16 protein-coding genes are annotated in these 15977 nt (G+C 68.8%); 8 read left to right on the forward strand and 8 right to left on the reverse strand.

The window, feature by feature from the left end; all coding sequences use genetic code 11:
• Positions 1 to 34: 34 nt before the first annotated feature.
• Both ACIA58_RS36455 and ACIA58_RS36460 read right to left on the reverse strand, forming a co-directional pair.
• Complete coding sequence (locus tag ACIA58_RS36455) at positions 35 to 805, reverse strand: class I SAM-dependent methyltransferase (protein ID WP_396408409.1); 771 nt, start codon at positions 803 to 805, stop codon at positions 35 to 37.
• 218 nt (positions 806 to 1023) lie between these two features.
• On the reverse strand, positions 1024 to 2976 hold the full coding sequence (locus ACIA58_RS36460) for a heparinase II/III family protein (protein ID WP_396408410.1): 1953 nt from the start codon (positions 2974 to 2976) through the stop codon (positions 1024 to 1026).
• Between the two features lie 136 nt (positions 2977 to 3112).
• Between ACIA58_RS36460 and ACIA58_RS36465 the strand changes: the two genes are divergently transcribed.
• A complete protein-coding gene (locus tag ACIA58_RS36465; RefSeq protein ID WP_396408411.1) occupies positions 3113 to 3718 on the forward strand; it encodes a chloramphenicol phosphotransferase CPT family protein in 606 nt (201 codons plus the stop codon).
• On the opposite strand, the gene ACIA58_RS36470 is transcribed toward ACIA58_RS36465, so the two are convergent.
• Together ACIA58_RS36470 and ACIA58_RS36475 are read right to left on the reverse strand one after the other, a co-directional pair.
• Positions 3689 to 4207, reverse strand: coding sequence for a DinB family protein (locus ACIA58_RS36470; RefSeq protein ID WP_396408412.1), 519 nt, complete (start codon positions 4205 to 4207; stop codon positions 3689 to 3691). The genes ACIA58_RS36465 and ACIA58_RS36470 overlap by 30 nt on opposite strands.
• Positions 4208 to 4281: 74 nt before the next feature.
• Positions 4282 to 4422, reverse strand: coding sequence for a hypothetical protein (locus ACIA58_RS36475; protein WP_396408413.1), 141 nt, complete (start codon positions 4420 to 4422; stop codon positions 4282 to 4284).
• Positions 4423 to 4725: 303 nt separating this feature from the next.
• On the opposite strand from ACIA58_RS36475, the gene ACIA58_RS36480 reads away from it, so the two are divergent.
• The 4 genes from ACIA58_RS36480 to ACIA58_RS36495 all read left to right on the forward strand — a co-directional run bounded on the left by ACIA58_RS36480 (position 4726) and on the right by ACIA58_RS36495 (position 8124).
• Positions 4726 to 5550 carry an alpha/beta fold hydrolase gene (locus ACIA58_RS36480; protein WP_396408414.1) on the forward strand — a complete coding sequence of 275 codons (825 nt, stop codon included), beginning with the start codon at positions 4726 to 4728 and terminating at the stop codon, positions 5548 to 5550.
• Between the two features lie 73 nt (positions 5551 to 5623).
• On the forward strand, positions 5624 to 6439 hold the full coding sequence (locus ACIA58_RS36485; protein WP_396408415.1) for an alpha/beta fold hydrolase: 816 nt from the start codon (positions 5624 to 5626) through the stop codon (positions 6437 to 6439).
• Between the two features lie 152 nt (positions 6440 to 6591).
• Positions 6592 to 7092: a GNAT family N-acetyltransferase gene (locus ACIA58_RS36490; RefSeq protein WP_396408416.1), complete on the forward strand. Its 501-nt coding sequence runs from the start codon at positions 6592 to 6594 to the stop codon at positions 7090 to 7092.
• A 9-nt stretch (positions 7093 to 7101) separates the two neighbouring features.
• Positions 7102 to 8124, forward strand: a complete 1023-nt coding sequence (locus ACIA58_RS36495; protein WP_396408417.1) for an NADPH:quinone reductase — start codon at positions 7102 to 7104, stop codon at positions 8122 to 8124.
• Here ACIA58_RS36495 and ACIA58_RS36500 read toward each other — a convergent pair.
• Together ACIA58_RS36500 and ACIA58_RS36505 are read right to left on the reverse strand one after the other, a co-directional pair.
• Entirely contained in the window at positions 8108 to 8947 is an 840-nt protein-coding gene (locus ACIA58_RS36500; protein ID WP_396408418.1) for an AAC(3) family N-acetyltransferase, read from the reverse strand. The two genes, ACIA58_RS36495 and ACIA58_RS36500, sit on opposite strands and share 17 nt — an antisense overlap.
• A gap of 30 nt (positions 8948 to 8977) precedes the next feature.
• Entirely contained in the window at positions 8978 to 9457 is a 480-nt protein-coding gene (locus tag ACIA58_RS36505) for an NUDIX domain-containing protein (RefSeq protein WP_396408419.1), read from the reverse strand.
• Positions 9458 to 9476: 19 nt separating this feature from the next.
• Here ACIA58_RS36505 and ACIA58_RS36510 point away from each other — a divergent pair, with 19 nt between their 5' ends.
• Positions 9477 to 10226, forward strand: coding sequence for a hypothetical protein (locus tag ACIA58_RS36510; RefSeq protein ID WP_396408420.1), 750 nt, complete (start codon positions 9477 to 9479; stop codon positions 10224 to 10226).
• Here ACIA58_RS36510 and ACIA58_RS36515 read toward each other — a convergent pair.
• Positions 10192 to 11547 (reverse strand): FAD-binding oxidoreductase, encoded by a 1356-nt coding sequence (locus ACIA58_RS36515; protein ID WP_396408421.1) that lies wholly within the window; start codon positions 11545 to 11547, stop codon positions 10192 to 10194. The two genes, ACIA58_RS36510 and ACIA58_RS36515, sit on opposite strands and share 35 nt — an antisense overlap.
• Before the next feature lie 78 nt (positions 11548 to 11625).
• Between ACIA58_RS36515 and ACIA58_RS36520 the strand changes: the two genes are divergently transcribed.
• Entirely contained in the window at positions 11626 to 12849 is a 1224-nt protein-coding gene (locus ACIA58_RS36520) for a lactate racemase domain-containing protein (RefSeq protein WP_396408422.1), read from the forward strand.
• Between the two features lie 22 nt (positions 12850 to 12871).
• Positions 12872 to 14323 (forward strand): flavin-containing monooxygenase, encoded by a 1452-nt coding sequence (locus ACIA58_RS36525; protein ID WP_396408423.1) that lies wholly within the window; start codon positions 12872 to 12874, stop codon positions 14321 to 14323.
• A 248-nt stretch (positions 14324 to 14571) separates the two neighbouring features.
• On the opposite strand, the gene ACIA58_RS36530 is transcribed toward ACIA58_RS36525, so the two are convergent.
• Positions 14572 to 15945: a cystathionine beta-synthase gene (locus tag ACIA58_RS36530; protein ID WP_396408424.1), complete on the reverse strand. Its 1374-nt coding sequence runs from the start codon at positions 15943 to 15945 to the stop codon at positions 14572 to 14574.
• Positions 15946 to 15977 lie beyond the last annotated feature (32 nt).

Below are 15977 nucleotides of genomic sequence, written 5' to 3' on the forward strand. Positions count from 1 at the left end.
ATCCAGCCCGCGCTGGTTCGCCGGTTGCCTGGTTCTATCGGGTGCGGCGGGCCAGGTGGGTGTGGATCTGGGCGTTGACTTCTACGGTTTCGGGGAGGGCTTGGAGGGTTCGGCGGAAGACTTCGGCTCGGGCGGTGGGTGGGAGCATGACGTACGCCGAGACGGTGGAGAGTTGGCCGACGTAGTCGTAGGCGGTCATCGTCACGGACCGTTCGATGACCGCCTGGCGGACGTCGGTGAACCACTCGGATTGCTCGAGTTCGGTGCCGGGCCATTGCATGGGGAGGTCGGCGAGGGTGCCGTCGGGTGAGGGGACGCCGTCGTCGTCCAGGTACGGCGCGCGAGCCGCGCGGGCGGCTTCCTGGAGGGCGGGGTCGGCCAGCTGGATCGGTACGCCGAAGGAGGCGAACACGCCACCGGGCTGGACAAGGGCGGCCATGCGGTCCCAGCGGCCTTCGGGGCTGGTCCAGTGCAGCGCGGCCGCCGAATACACCAGCTCGTACGACGAATCCAGCGGCAGGTCCTCGAAGGCGGCCTGCACGGTGGACACGTTGGTCGGCACGTGTTTGCGCAGCTCCGCGAGCATGGCCGGATCGGGCTCGGTCGCCGTGACCGCGATCCCCGCGTCAGCGAACAGACGCGTCGCCTTGCCCGTCCCGGCGCCGATCTCCAGCGCGGTCCGGATCGGCCCACCGGCGTACGCCGTCACCAACTCGAGGAGCTCGACGGGGTACCCGGGCCGGTACCGCTCGTACGCCTCCGCCACCGCCCCGAAGCTCAACGCCCGCACAACCATGCCCGGCATCCTGGCACCTTCCATACCCCAGGCGCCTGTCATTTTCCCCGGAGTAGGGCACGAGTGACGGCGACCAAGCTCGGGGGCGGGCAGACAAGCTTCAAGCCGATGGCCGTCATCGGAGTCCCTGCTCGTCGAACACTGCGGCACGTACGCCTCGTACGACCTGACCGGCGAATAGCCTCACGAAGCCGCGCACCGGTCAGGCCGTCAGAGCCAACCCCCGCTCAGCCGGCGCGGTAGAGGGAGCCGCCGCCGGAGATGGCGATGGTGACGGGTTTGCCGGCGACGTTCAGGTTGATGATGAACGTCGTACCGGACTGGCGGACGGTGTAGGTGACCGAGCCCGTGGATCGGACCGGGACGACGAAGGACAGGATCGATGCCGTCGTCCCGGAGCGGGCCAGCATGAGGGTCGGCGCGGACTTGCGCACGTAGCTGGACGGGTACTGCCAGCCCTGGATCGGGTTGGTCTGGGCCTGCTTGACCAGGATCGCGCCCGCCGGCAGCGCCTGCTTGAACGGGATCTGGAACAGGATCGTCTTCGTCGTGTCACCGGGTGCGGCAGCGACCGCGGTGGTCCGGGAGTAGACGCTCGCCCGCTGATCGGACGGCAGATGCCACAGCGTCTGGAACGCCTGCGCGGTCTTCGCCGACGCGCGGTCCCAGGTCACCAGCAGATCCGGGTCCTTCAGCACCAGGACCGACCGCGCGCGGCTGATCCCGCTCCCGGGAGCGTCGGTCAACACATAGGACTCCGCGTTCGCGAGCACCGATGACGCGGTCAGTCGCGTCGTCGGGTTCAGGTACGTCGACATCGGCGTCGTCATGTCACTGTGCGCGCTCGGGCTGACGGCCCAGGTGCGATAGGCGCCGGCGTTGTAGGCCGCGTACCCGCCGTCGACGATGATGTCCCGCCCGCGTGCCGTGTACGTGATGCTCGTGTGGTCCAAGTGCCCGTGGAACGCCCGCGGCGGACCGAACCTGATGCTGTACGACGACTCGCCCGCGAACCCACGCGTCGGATCGGTCCCCCATCCGGTCCGCCCGAACACGTACCCGGCCGAGTAGATCCCGACCCGCCACGGCGGCGCCACACCCTGCGCGCCGAACGAGCCGGCGTACTCCAACGGCGTACCCACCCACGGGTACGTCGCCTGCACCTCGGTGTCGCCCAGTTGATGGAGCTTGCCGAGCGAGTTCGTTGCCAAGGTCAAGAACTTTGCCAGCAACGCTCTCCGCGTGGAGATCGTCGTACCGGGACTGACGCCGCAGTTCTGCATCACCGCGATCGCGCGTCCCCAGAGCGAGTAGTTGAACGACGCATACCCCGTCGACTGTTCGTTGGTCGCCCCCTGCGTGTCGATCGACGTGGTGATGCCGGCCGCGAACCGTTGCTGGGCGAGGTTCCTGTAGTCGGCGCGGCCGAGCGTGCAGCCGACGCCGAAGAGGGCGATGCTCTCGTCCGTACCGTGGTTCCACGCACCGCTCCAGTAGTTCGTGAGGAACCTCGCGTGACTCAGCAGCGCGGCGTCCAGCCAGGCGTAGCGGGTCGGCAGTGTCGTGACCTGGAGACCGGACAGGATCGCCTGGCGCAGACAGATCAGCACGTTCGTACGGTGCATGGTCGACTCCCAGGCGCCGACGTTCGCCTTCCACGAGTACGGGTTGTCGCGGTACCAGTCGTACGCGATCGTGTTGACCCGCGTCAGCGCGGTCAGATCACCCTTGCTCGCGGCAACGATCCCCTGGCCGAGCCAACGCAGCGAGTGGAACCACATGTACCAGCTCGCGTTCTTGTACGGGTTCGCTGCCCAGTTGATGTTGCCGCCGCCGTTGCCGACCTTGTACGCCGCGTACGGTCCCCACTGGAACTTGTCGGCGTACAGGTTCGCCACCGGGTTCGTCTTCTCGATCCCGCTGAAACCCGGGCACGCGTAGAACGGCGCCACGAGCGACTGGATCTTGTTCGTGCCGATGTCCGTGGCCGGCGGGGCAGTCGCCGGTACGACGTTGCTTGCCCCCGGCACGAACTGCGCCTCGGCCGGATCCTCCGGCCCCGGCACGATCTGGATGCCGGGCAGCTCCGCCGGCGTACGAGTCTCACCTGTTGCCGTTCCGGCCCCCAGCACCAGAACGGCAATCCCCACGGCCATGCCGACCGCACCCCTGAATCGCATGATGTCGTCCCCCCACGCTCGCACCATCGGTCGGCACGCAGAGTTCGCGGGGGCGGTCAGCTCTCCGAGGTTAAGTTCTCCCTACGTACCTCGATGCAGCCGCACCGCGGAATGTTGCGGCAGGGATAATGGGGCGGTGTCGATCACCGCAACGCATGAGCTGACTCCAGAGACCAGCACCGGCCGGCCCGGGCGGTTGATCCTGCTGAACGGTACGTCGAGTTCCGGGAAGTCGAGCATTGCCGAGCAACTGCTGGCCACGTTGGACGGCGCGTGGTTCCACCTGCCCGTCGACCGGTTTCACAGCCTTCGCGCCCGGCGGGAATGGACCGACGAGACCTTTCTGCCGGTCTTCCAGCGAACGGTCCTCGGCTTCCACCGAGCCGTCGCCGGGATGGCCGCGGCGGGCAACGACGTCGTCGTCGATCACATCCTCGGCGAACGCTGGCGCCTCGAGGACTGCCTGACCGTCTTCCAAGGCCTACCGGTCCTCTTCGTCGGCATCCGCTGCTCCCTCGCCGAACTGGAACGCCGCGAACGCGACCGCGGGAACCGGACCGTCGGCCGAGCCGCGATCCAGTTCCCGCTGGTACACCAGCACGGCAGGTACGACGTAGAGGTCGACTCGGAGCACAACACCCCGGAGGAGTGCGCCGCCCGGATCCGCGACCGCCTGCACCAGGCGCCGCCGACAGCCTTCGACGAACTGCGATCAGCCCATGGTTTTCTGGCCGTCGATTGATTCGCGGAGGATGTCGGCGTGGCCGGCGTGCTGGGCGGTCTCCGCGGTGATGTGAAGGAAGACGCGGCGGACGGTCCAGAAGACGCCCGGGGGCTGCCAGGGAGCGGCCGGCAGTTCGTAGGCAGCGTCGAGGTCGAGGGTGCGGACCAACTCGTCGGTGGCAGCCGCAACCTTCTCGTACTCCGCGAGTACGCCGGCCAGCGTCTCGCCCTCAACCAGGCGGAACTGGTCCTGCCACGCCGCGATCACCTCCGGCGTGTACTCCGTCGCGCCGGGCGTCGACTGCCCGTTGCCCTGCGCGAACTCGGCCCAATGCTGCTCGACGGTCGACACGTGCTTGATCAACCCGCCGACCGTCAGTTCGCTGACCGTACTGCGGGTGTTCGCCTGCTCGTCGGTGAGGCCCTGCGCGGTGTGCCGCAGGAAGGACCGGTGCTTGGCCAGGAAGTCGAGGATGTCTTGCCGCTCACCGCTCTGGTTCGTCGTCATACCCCGACTCTAGGGACAGAAGCGGACAGGTCCTGACCTCTTCTCGACGAAGAGGCCAGGACCTGCGGCCGAGGTCACGACCAGCTCTGGAACTTCCGGCTCGGGCTGGAGTTCGGGTAGCACGCGAGCGTCCGCAGGCCCTTGCCGCTGTCGTCGAGGCAGCGGTTGGTCGCCTTGTTCTTCAGGGTCTGGATGGGATCGGCCGCGACGGCCATCTGGTTGCCGCTGCTCAGGTCGCGGTCGACGGGCTTGGCGGAGGCCGAGCCGGCCGACCCGCGGTGCCAGCGCGCCGGGACGCACGGCGAGCAGTGCCAGTACGCCGCGTTGGCGGGCCGCGTCGAGACCTGTCCGCTCGCCGTCGACCCACACCTCGAGCGCGCCGAGCACCCTCAGCTGCATGCCGGTCAGCGTAACTCGCGACGGTGGCACGGACGGGTCGTCGCGGGTATCGTGACCCGGGGCTGGCTGGGGGACAACCTTTGTACACAAGGGGTTTTCGAGCTGAGGGGGTCCGAACAATGGGAACTATCACGACCAGCGACGGCACCGAGATCTTCTTCAAGGACTGGGGCGAGGGGCAGCCGATCGTCTTCAGTCACGGGTGGCCGTTGTCGGCCGACGACTGGGACAACCAGATGCTGTTCTTCGCTTCGAAGGGGTACCGCGTCGTCGCGCACGACCGCCGCGGACACGGCCGGTCCACGCAGACCGGTGACGGGCACGACATGGACCACTACGCGGACGACCTGAAGGCGGTCGTCGACCACCTCGACCTGCACGACTGCATCCACGTCGGTCACTCGACCGGCGGCGGCGAGGTCACGCACTACCTGGCCCGGCACGGCGAGGACCGGGCCGCCAAGGCCGCGCTGCTCTGCGCGGTCCCGCCACTGATGGTGAAGACCGACGCGAATCCCGAGGGCCTGCCCAAGGAGGTCTTCGACGACCTGCAGAACCAGCTCGCCGCCAACCGTTCGCAGTTCTACCGCGCGCTCCCGGAAGGCCCGTTCTACGGCTTCAACCGGCCCGGCGCGGAATCCTCCGAGGCGATCATCGCGAACTGGTGGCGCCAGGGCATGATGGGTGGCGCGAAGGCCCACTACGACGGCATCGTCGCGTTCTCCCAGACCGACTTCACCCAGGACCTGCAGCAGATCACCATCCCGGTGCTCGTGGTGCACAGCGAGGACGACCAGATCGTCCCGTACGCCGACTCCGGCCCGAAGTCGGCCGCCCTGCTCAAGAACGGGGTCCTCAAGACGTACAAGGATCTCCCCCACGGTCTGCCCACGACGCACGCGGACGTGGTCAACGCCGACCTGCTCGAGTTCTTCCAGTCGTAGTCCCCAGATCCATCGGCTTCGTCACGCTCCCGCGCGCCCTCCCGGCGACAGTCGCTTGACGAAAGGCTCATCCATGCATCAGCACCGCACGCGAGTACTCGCCGTACTGGTCGCAGTACTCGCCCTCGTGCTTGCCGCCGTGACGCCGGCGGCGGCATCCCACCCGAGCGGCCCCAAGCCCACCATCGTCCTGGTCCACGGCGCGTGGGCCGACGGATCCAGTTGGCAGAAGGTCACCAACAAACTCCTCGACGACGGGTACACGGTCCGCGTCCCACCCAACCCGCTCCGCAACCTCCAGACCGACGCCGAGACGATCCGGGACTTCCTCTCGACGCTGTCCGGTCCGATCGTGCTCGTCGGTCACTCGTACGGCGGCGCGGTGATCACCAATGCGGCCACCGGCAACGCGAACGTCAAAGCACTCGTGTACGTCGACGCGTTCGCACCTGCGGACGGAGACGTCATCTTCCCGCTCGCCGGGATGGACTCCGCGCTCGCCGTCCCCGACCCGTCGACGGTGTTCGACTTCGTCCCGTACCCCGGGGCGCCGGCCGGTGACGTCGACCTGTACCTCAAGCACGACACGTTCGTGAAGTCGTTCGCGTCCGGGCTGTCGCGCAGCGCGGCCGAGAAGCTGTACCCGTCGCAGCGACCGCTCACCCTCAGCGCCGGCAACGGCACCTCCGGTCCGCCGGCCTGGGCCTCGATCAGGTCCTGGTACGTCCTGGGCACGAAGGACCTGATCATCACGCCCACCGCCCAGAACTTCATGGCCACCCGGGCCCACTCGATCATCACCCGGATCCCGACCGGCCACCTCGGCCTGATCTCCGACCCCGGCCCGATCACCAAGGTCATCGAAACCGCGGCCCGCGCCTCCCGCTGACTCGTGGCAATCGGCTCGACACCCTTCCGCCGAGTCGTGGATATCGGCTCGCAAAATTCGCCTCGATCCACGACTCGCGGTTGGGGGTGGGAACCATTCGCCACGACTCGGCGGGTTGTGGGCTAGGCTGCCGCCACCTTTGGGGAGGGCGGATGGTTGACGGGTTGGAGATCCGGCCGTTGCGGCGGGACGATCCGCCGGTGATCGCGGCGGCGATGGCAGCGCTGGGCTGGGACAAGCCGGAGAGCCAGTACCAGCGGTACGTCGCCGAGCAGGCCGACGGGACACGGGACGTGCTGGTCGCGACCGTCGACGACGCGTACGTCGGCTACGTGACCGTTTACTGGATCTCGCCGTACTTCGGGACCATCCCGGAGATCTCGGACTTCAACGTGTTGCCGTCGTACCGGCGGCGCGGGATCGGGTCGGCGCTGATGGACGCCGCCGAGGCCAAGGTGGCGGAGCGGTCCCCGGTGGTGGGGATCGGCGTCGGGTTGTACCCGGACTACGGGCAGGCGCAGCGGATGTACGTGCGGCGCGGGTACCTCCCGGACGGCCGCGGGCTGATCTACGACAACCGGCAGGTCCCGCCGATGGAGACGATCCGCAATGACGACAGCGCCTGCCTGATGTTCACCAAACAACTGAGGTAGCGTCGTGGCGTGCGTGCGATCGAGTACTCGCGAACCGGTGAACCAGACGTCCTGACCCTCGTGGACCGGTCGACGGCCGATCCGGGACCAGGACAGGTGCGCGTGCGGATCCACCGGTCGGGCGTCAACCCGACCGATTGGAAGTCGCGCCGCGGCAGCGAGGCCGGTACGCCGGTCGACCCGCCCCAAGTGCCGAACCAGGACGGCTCCGGCGAGGTCGACGCGGTCGGCGAGGGTGTCGACGCGGGCCTCGTCGGTCGCCGCGTCTGGATCTGGGAGGCCGCGTACCAGCGACCCTCCGGCGGAACCGCCCAGGAGTACGCCGTGGTGCCGGTCCGCCACGTGGTGCCCTTGCCGGACGAAGCGTCGTACGACCTCGGCGCGTCTCTCGGCGTACCGTTCCTGACCGCTCATCGCTGTCTGACCGTGACCGAGGACGGACCTGATCACCTCGGCCCGGGCCGGCTGGCCGGTCGTACCGTGCTGGTTGCGGGCGGCGCCGGCGCGGTCGGCAACGCCGCGATCCAGCTCGCGCGGTGGTCGGACGCGACCGTGATCACCACCGTGAGCAGCCCGGAGAAGGGCAACCTGGCCGCGCTCGCGGGTGCCGACCACGTCATCAACTACAAGCAGCAGGACGTGGCCGGGGAGATCCGGGAGATCGTGCCGCACGGCGTGAACACGATCGTCGAGGTCTCACCCGCCGCGAACGCAGCCATCGACGCCCAGATCATCGCGATGCACGGCTCCGTCGCGGTCTACGCGACCGACGGCGGCGAGACGTTCGAGCTTCCGGTGCGCCCGTCGATGGTGCCGAACGCGCGCTGGCAGTTCGTCCTGCTGTACAACGCTCCGGAGTCATGGCGCCCCCGCGCCCTGGGCGACCTCCAGCAAGCGGTCCGGACCGGTGCCGTCCGGGTCGGTCCCGAGGCCGGGTTGCCGTTGCATCACTACGCGCTCGAGCAGGCGGCCGAGGCACACGCGGCCGTCGAGCAGAGCATCGTCGGCAAGGTCCTCATCGACGTGCTCTGAGCCGCTGCCGCAGGGCAGCCGCGCACCGGCATTCAGGGTTGTCGGTGCAGAGCAGTGCGGCCGGATCGGCCTCGATCAGCCGGCGAGTTGCCGCGAGTACAGCGTCCTTCGGGATCCGGAGTACGCGCGCCTGTCCGATCCGGATCTCCTTGGTCGCAGAACGCAGTACAGGCTCGAGGTCGTCAAAGCTGTGGCTGTCGCCCGGAATGTTGGGCAGCTCGATCCACAGGCCGTCGGCGTTCTTGGCATAGCGGTAGAAGCGGGACCGGCCGAGGTACTGCTCGGCGAGGTGGACCGTGGTGTTGGACGTGTGGGTGACGCCGAGCAGCAGCACGTCGCCGTCGAGCGCCTCGATCGGCCCGAGCGGCCAGTCGGGCCGCTGTGCCTCGAGGAGACGCTCGGCCGCCGGCCCGGCGGCCTGGTACGCGAAGAGCGGATGGGTGGTGCGCAATGGCGAGCAGGTCTGCCGGAACACCTCCGGTACCCGCCCGAGCCAGCGGTCGATCGGGAGGTCGGACCGAAAGCTAGTTGCCTGCGACAACTTCTCGTCGAACTCCGCCCAGTCGGCCGCGTTCCAGTAGGCGTTGTCCGGCCGCACAAGCCCTGGCGGCGCGGGGATTCCGGTGAGATCCCAGCTCCCGGCAGGCATCAGCACGGTCCCGCAAACCTCCGTCAACGCAGCACAAACCGCCTCCGCCCCACCGTCGACGGACCCGAACGAACTCAACGACGAATGCACGATCACCTCGGACGCGGGCCCCAGCCCGAGCTGCCGCAGCCCGTCGACAAGGTCCGCCCGATTCACAACTTCCGCTCCAGGCATGCCGCCAACCTATCGGCACGGAACTGCGGATCATCGCGCCTGGAAGAGCCCGGACTCCCGATAGGCCGCGTGCAACCGCAGGACCACCTCGGTCGGTGGGTGCAGAGGGCCGGGTGGTGTGGCGAAGAAGCCGGCCTCGAGGACCTCGTCGGTGCCGGGCCTGAGGGTGCCGGTCCAGTGGTGGGTTTCGAAGCAGAGGGCGAAGCATTGGACCACGTCACCGTTGGGGTAGGTGAGGGTGTGGACGTCGGCGCGGGAGAGGCTGGCGAAGGGGATCAGATCGGCCGGCGCTACCACCAGACCGGTTTCCTCGTTGAACTCACGAGCGGCCGCGTCCCGGAAGCTGTCCCCGGGCTCGGCGCCGCCGGCCGGGAGCTCCCACAGGCCGGTGTCGCGACTGCGCTGGAACAGGATGCGGTCGGCCGGGTCCACCGCGAGTACCTGGGCGCCGGGCAGCAGGAGGAGGCGGGAGCCGACGTCACGACGGAGCTGGGCGAGGTAGGAGTCCACCAATGAGAGGGTAGGACCCGTGGACTGGGTGAGGCGGCATGCGGGCTGGGTGCTCGGGCTGGGACTGATCGGCGGGCTGGCGTGGACGGCTGTCGTCACGCTGTCGCAGCCAGGCTGGTACGACCCGACCAGGGACTGCTCGCGCAAGCTCGGCGTCGACCCGACCGGCTTCCACACCTCCTGGTTCCCGCCGACGGCGACCTGCCTGTACGGCGACGAGTCCCGCCAGTACATGTCGACGACGCGATCGGTCGTCCTGACGATCATCGCCGTACTGCTCGTGATCGTCATCGTGCCCGCCCTGATCCTGACCGTACGGCGCCTGACCGGCGACTCCGGACCGATCCGCGCGGCCGGCGACCTCGACCTCCGCAAACGGCGGATCACCCACCTGGCCTTCGGGGCGCTCGACCTGGCCGTCGTCTTCGCGCCGCTGACCTTCCTCAACGCAGTCGCGATCGTCTTCGGCGGCATCCCCGGCGGCATCCTGTTCATCGTGACCTCGCTCGTCGGTCTGAGCGCGATCTGCACCGCCCTGGACCGTCACATGGGCCCGCTTCCGAGCAGTGCCCTCGACAGCCGCCGCCGCGGCACGATCGCAGGCGTCACGATCTACGCGGTGGTTTTCGCCGCGACCGCCGTCAGCGGCGGGCTCCCGTTCTTCCGGCTCTGGTCCGTCCCGCTGGGCGGGATCGCGTACGCCGCGGTCGTCGCCGTGCAGTGGCATCGCGCGACTACGAGCGCCAACCAGGTTCAATATTCTGGTTGAGGTGGAACGCGTTCTCGGGGTCGTACTCACACTTCACCCGGGCCAGCCGGTCGTAGTTCGCCGCACCGAATCCCGCGATCACGCGGTCCTGCCCCTCGTACCCGATGAAGTTGGGGCACACGTGACCGGTCGACCACGGTTCGAGATCCGCGCAGACGTCCCGGACCCAACGGATCGCCTGCGCGTCCGCGCACGGATCCGTCCACGCCCCGAACGGATGCGCGACCCAGGCCGCGTCCCGGTACGGCTGCGGCCAGTCGCCGGCACCACGGCGTACGGCGCCACCCCAGGGCAACACGACCTGTTGTGACGGTGACGGCGTGATCATCTCGCGGGCCCGGTCGCAGAACGCGAGTACGGCGGGATCCGGGAACTCGCGCAGGGGCTCCGCGGAACAGTAGTTGCGGAACCCGGACGGACTGTCCAGCGCGACCTGCAGATCGGCGTACGGCAACTCTGCGACGAACTGCCCCTCCGGGGCGAGCGCGAACATCCGCGCGAAGGCCTCACGAGTCTCGTCCACCTCACCGGCGTACACGGCGATCGCGAGCACAGCCGGCTGCCCCTGCAAGCTCTCCGGCACGAACCGGGCCGGCGGCGCGGTCAGGAACACCACCCCACCACCGAGCTCCTCCGGGGCGCCTTCCAGGAGGTCGCGGTACGCGCGCACCACCGAAGGGCCGGCCGCCAACGGCCAGACCAGCAACGCCAGCGTCGTCGTCACCACCTGCGACAGCCGGAACGTCAGCGCGGTCGCCACTCCGAAGTTCCCGCCGCCACCGTGCAGCGCCCAGAACAGCTCGGTGTTCTTCGTCTCGTCCGCGATCAGCAACCGCCCGTCCGCCGTCACGAGCTCGACCGAGATCAACGCGTCCGACGTCAGCCCCAGCTTCCGCTCCAGCCATCCGGAGCCGCCGCCGAGCGCCACCCCGGCCACCCCGGCCGACGACGCCCGCCCGCCGGTCGTCAGCAGGCAGTACCGCTGCCCGGCGCGATCCAGGTCGCGCCAGGTCGCGCCGCCGCCCACGCGAGCGAGCCGCGCGTACGGATCGATCTGCACGCGATTCATCCGGCGCAGGTCGAGGACCAGACCGCTGTCCGAGACGCCGGCTCCCGTCACCGCGTGACCACCGGAGCGGACCGCGAGTTCGAGCTCGTTCTCGACGCCGTACCGGACCGCGGCCTGGACGTCCGCGGCCGACTCGCACCGCGCGATCATCGCCGGCTTCCGGTCGACCATCGCGTTGAACACCGCCCGGGCCGCCTCGTACTCCGCGTCCCCGGAATGCAACAGAATGCCACCGAACCCCGTTGGTCTCATCCAGATCCCCCACTCCCCCCGTGATCGTGCGCCGGGACCTTTGCCCCGGTCAACATCACGGATAGGTAGGGTCGAGGTGTGACGACTGCGGCGGTGATCGGTGGTGCGGGCCAGGTCCTGACCGAGGACGAGGTGACGGCGTTCGTCGGCGAGGCGCTCGCCGGCGCCGGGCTGGAGGGCCGCAGTGTCTGCGTGATCGTGCCGGACGCGACCCGCAGCTGCCCGCTGCCCATGCTGCTCAAGGCCGTCACGGACGCCCTGAAGGGCAGTCAGGTCACGGTCTTGGTTGCCCTGGGCACCCATGCGGAGATGACGCCGGAGCAGCTGCGCAAGCACCTCGGCGGTGACTACCCGAATGTGATCAACCACGAGTGGTGGAAGCCGGACACCTTCGTCGACCTCGGCACGATCGGCTCCGAGCGGGTCGGCGAGATCTCCGGCGAGATGCTCCGCGACGAGGTCCCGGTCCGGCTGAACCGCGCCGTCGTCGAGCACGACGTGGCGCTGGTCGTCGGCCCGGTGTTCCCGCACGAGGTGGTCGGCTTCTCCGGCGGCAACAAGTACTTCTTCCCGGGCGTCGCCGGCCAGGAGGTGATCGACTTCTCCCACTGGCTCGGCGCCCTGATCACCAGCGCCAACATCATCGGTACGCCGGGCATCACGCCGGTCCGCGCCCTGATCGACGAGGCCGCGGCACTGATCCCGGCCGAGAAGCTCGCGCTGTCCGTGGTCGCGCAGTCCGGGTCGGACGCCCTGCACGCGGTCGCGTTCGGCGACACGATCTCGTCCTGGCAGGCGGCCGCCGAGATCTCCGCGCAGACCCACGTCCGCTACCTCGAGCATCCGGTTCAGCGGGTCGTGTCGGTGATGCCACCGAAGTACGCCGACATCTGGACCGCGGCGAAGGGCTTCTACAAGGTCGAGCCGATCGTGGCGGACGGCGGCGAGGTCATCCTCTACGCGCCGCACGTCACCCAACTGGCGGCGATGCACCCCGAGATCGAGGAGATCGGCTACCACTGCCGCGACTACTTCCTCGGTCAGTGGGAGAAGTTCCGCGACCTGCACTGGGGCGTTCTGGCGCACTCCACCCATCTGCGCGGCGCGGGCACCTGGGACCCGGCCAGCGGCGAGCACCTCCGCGTCCAGGTCACGCTCGCGACCGGCATCCCGGAGGACGTCGTACTCGCGGCCAACCTCGGCTATCTGGACCCCGCGGCGTTCGACCTGGCGGCGTACGAGGCCGACCCGGACACGTTCGTCGTACCGAACGCCGGCGAGACCCTCTACCGGCTTCAGTGACCCGCCGGTAACCTCAGGCGGTATGGCTGAGGTCGTCATCATCGGGTCCGGGTTCGCCGGGCTGTGCATGGGAATCAAACTGAAGCAGGCCGGGTGTGAGGACTTCGTCATCCTCGAGAAGGCGGACGACCTCGGCGGCACCTGGCGGGACAACACGTATCCCGGCTGCGCCTGCGACATCCCGTCGTACCTGTACTCGTTCTCGTTCGAGCAGAACCCGCGCTGGACGCGGATGTTCGCGCCGTGGGACGAGATCCTCGCCTACCTGCGGCACTGCGCGGACAAGTACGGGATCGCGGAGAAGATCCGGTACGGCGCCGAGGTCACCGAAGCCGTCTTCGACGAGGCGACCGGCCATTGGACCGTGACGGTGAACGGCGACGAGACGATCGACACCCAGGCGCTCGTCACCGGCGTCGGCAGCCTGCACGAGCCGAAGCTCCCGGACCTCCCGGGCCTCGACTCCTTCGGGGGCACCACGTTCCACTCCGCCGTCTGGGATCACTCGGCGGACCTCCGGGGGCGCAATGTCGCCGTGATCGGGACCGGGGCGTCGGCGATCCAGTTCGTGCCGCAGATCGCCGGGGAGGTCGCGCAACTCGACCTCTACCAGCGGACGCCGCCGTGGGTCACTCCGAAGCCGGACCGCGCGATCGGCAGCTGGGAACGCCGGCTGCACGAGCGGTTCCCGGCCGGGCAGCGGACGATCCGCAACGTCATCTACTGGGGTCTCGAAGGCCGCGGCGCCGGATTCGCGGGCAACCCGAAGTTGATGAAAGGCCTTGAAATACAGGCGAAACGGCACCTGCGCAAACAGGTCACCGATCCCGAGCTACGGGCCAGGCTGACCCCGGACTACCAGATCGGCTGCAAGCGCGTGCTGATCTCGAACGACTACTACCCGGCGCTGACCCGGCCGAACGTCGACGTCATCACGACGCCGATCGCGCGAGTCACCCCGACCGGCGTGGTCACCGCCGACGGCACCGAGCGAGCCTGCGACACGATCGTGCACGGCACCGGGTTCGCGGTCTCGGCGAACCTGACCCGGATGCCGATCCTCGGCAAGGACGGCCTCGACCTCGCCGAGCACTGGAAGCGCGACGGCGTCGGCGCACACCTCGGCATCACGGTCGCCGGGTACCCGAACCTGTTCCTCCTGGTCGGCCCGAACACGCTCCTCGGCCACTCCTCGATGATCTTCATGATCGAGGCCCAGGTCCGGTACGTGATGCAGGCCCTGCATCTGCTCCGCCGGCGCAACGCGTCGTACGTCGAGGTGCGCGAGGACGCCCAGGAGCAGTTCGTCAGCCAGGTGCAGGGCGAACTCGGGGACAGCGTCTGGGACTCGGGCTGCACGAGTTGGTACATGGACAGCTCCGGGCGGAACTCCACGATCTGGCCCGAGTGGACGTTCGCCTACTGGCGCCGCACCCGAAGGCTCGATCCGAGCGACTTCGCGGTGGTCCACTAGGTTTTGTATCCCCTAGGTGATGGCCCGGACTCCTCCAGTAGGAGTCCAGGGATGCCGACCTACGACCTTGGGATGAGCGAAAGACCGATCCGGAGGCCGATGTCTCAGCGGCGATGCTGAAGGACTCTTGAGACATGGAAATCCTTCAGATCGCCGGAGCGGCAGTCATCGTGATCGGCATCGTGATCACGGCGCTGATCGCCATCGTGCCTTCGGTCGTAGACCGTTAAGTCTCCCCGCACGGGGAGTCAGTCGGCGGACAGATGGACCAACAGGTCCTGCCGGGTCAGCACGCCCACCGGCTTGCCGTCGTCCAGAACCATCAGGGCGTCCCGGCCTTCGAGCAGCTCGACGGCCTTGGTCACCGGTTCGCCGGCGCCCAGGGACGGCAGCGCCGGGTCCATGTGCTGCTCGACCATGTCGGCCAGCCGCGCCTTGCCGGAGTACAACGCGTCCATCAGCGTCCGCTCCGACACCGCGCCGGCCACCTCGGCCGCCATCACCGGCGGCTCGGCGCGGACGACGGGCATCTGCGAGACGCCGTACTCGCGCAGGATCGCGATCGCCTCGGCGACGGTCTCGTGCGGGTGGGTGTGCACCATCCCCGGCAGGCTGCCGTCCTTGCCGGCCAGCACGTCACCGAGCGTCTTGCCCTGGCGGGCGTGCGCGAGGAAGCCGTACTGCGCCAGCCAGTCGTCATTGAACACCTTGGTCAGGTAGCCGCGGCCGCCGTCCGGCAGCAGGACGACGATGACGGCTTCGGGGTCATCGACCTCGTGCGCGAGCCGGATCGCGGCCGCGGCTGCCATCCCCGCGGAGCCGCCGACCAGCATCGCCTCTTCGCGGGCCAGCCGCCGGGTGAGCGCGAACGAGTCCGCGTCCGAGACCTCGATGACGCGGTCGCAGATCTCGCGGTCGTAGGTCTCCGGCCAGAAGTCCTCGCCGACGCCCTCGACCAGGTACGGCCGGCCGGTGCCGCCGGAGTACACCGAGCCCTCCGGGTCGGCGCCGATGATCTGGACGCGGCCGCCGGAGACCTCCTTGAGGTACCTGCCGGTGCCGGTGATCGTGCCGCCGGTGCCGACACCCGCGACGAAGTGCGTGATCCTGCCCTCGGTCTGCTCCCAGAGCTCGGGGCCGGTGGTCTCGTAGTGCGAGCGCGGGTTGTTCTGGTTCGCGTACTGGTTCGGCTTCCAGGCGCCCTCGATCTCGCGGACCAGACGGTCGGAGACGTTGTAATAGGAGTCCGGGTGCTCGGGCGCGACCGCGGTCGGGCAGACCACCACCTCGGCGCCGTACGCCTTGAGCACGTTGCGCTTGTCCTCGCTGACCTTGTCCGGGCAGACGAAGACGCACTTGTAGCCCTTCTGCTGGGCAACCATCGCCAGTCCGACGCCGGTGTTGCCGGAGGTCGGCTCGACGATCGTGCCGCCGGGCTTGAGCTCGCCCGAGGCCTCCGCGGCCTCGATCATCCGGACCGCGATCCGGTCCTTCACCGAGCCGCCGGGGTTGAAGTACTCGACCTTCGCGAGCACGAGCGGCTTCGCGCCGTCTGTTGTCTTCGACAACCGCACCAGCGGAGTGTTGCCGACCAGGTCCAGGAGTGATTCTGCGTAGCGCACGATCTTTACTGTAGTGATGCTCGTGCCAAATG

The sequence above is a fragment of the Kribbella sp. NPDC051586 genome, from assembly GCF_044453965.1.
Lineage (GTDB): Bacteria > Actinomycetota > Actinomycetes > Propionibacteriales > Kribbellaceae > Kribbella.

Coding starts and splice junctions, on each gene's coding strand:
- ACIA58_RS36455 (WP_396408409.1), bottom strand. CDS start 805: ATGCCGGGCATGGTTGTGCGGGCGTTGAGCTTCGGGGCGGTGGCGGAG.
- ACIA58_RS36460 (WP_396408410.1), bottom strand. CDS start 2,976: ATGCGATTCAGGGGTGCGGTCGGCATGGCCGTGGGGATTGCCGTTCTG.
- ACIA58_RS36470 (WP_396408412.1), bottom strand. CDS start 4,207: ATGACGACGAACCAGAGCGGTGAGCGGCAAGACATCCTCGACTTCCTG.
- ACIA58_RS36475 (WP_396408413.1), bottom strand. CDS start 4,422: ATGGCCGTCGCGGCCGATCCCATCCAGACCCTGAAGAACAAGGCGACC.
- ACIA58_RS36480 (WP_396408414.1), top strand. CDS start 4,726: ATGGGAACTATCACGACCAGCGACGGCACCGAGATCTTCTTCAAGGAC.
- ACIA58_RS36485 (WP_396408415.1), top strand. CDS start 5,624: ATGCATCAGCACCGCACGCGAGTACTCGCCGTACTGGTCGCAGTACTC.
- ACIA58_RS36490 (WP_396408416.1), top strand. CDS start 6,592: ATGGTTGACGGGTTGGAGATCCGGCCGTTGCGGCGGGACGATCCGCCG.
- ACIA58_RS36500 (WP_396408418.1), bottom strand. CDS start 8,947: ATGCCTGGAGCGGAAGTTGTGAATCGGGCGGACCTTGTCGACGGGCTG.
- ACIA58_RS36515 (WP_396408421.1), bottom strand. CDS start 11,547: ATGAGACCAACGGGGTTCGGTGGCATTCTGTTGCATTCCGGGGACGCG.
- ACIA58_RS36525 (WP_396408423.1), top strand. CDS start 12,872: ATGGCTGAGGTCGTCATCATCGGGTCCGGGTTCGCCGGGCTGTGCATG.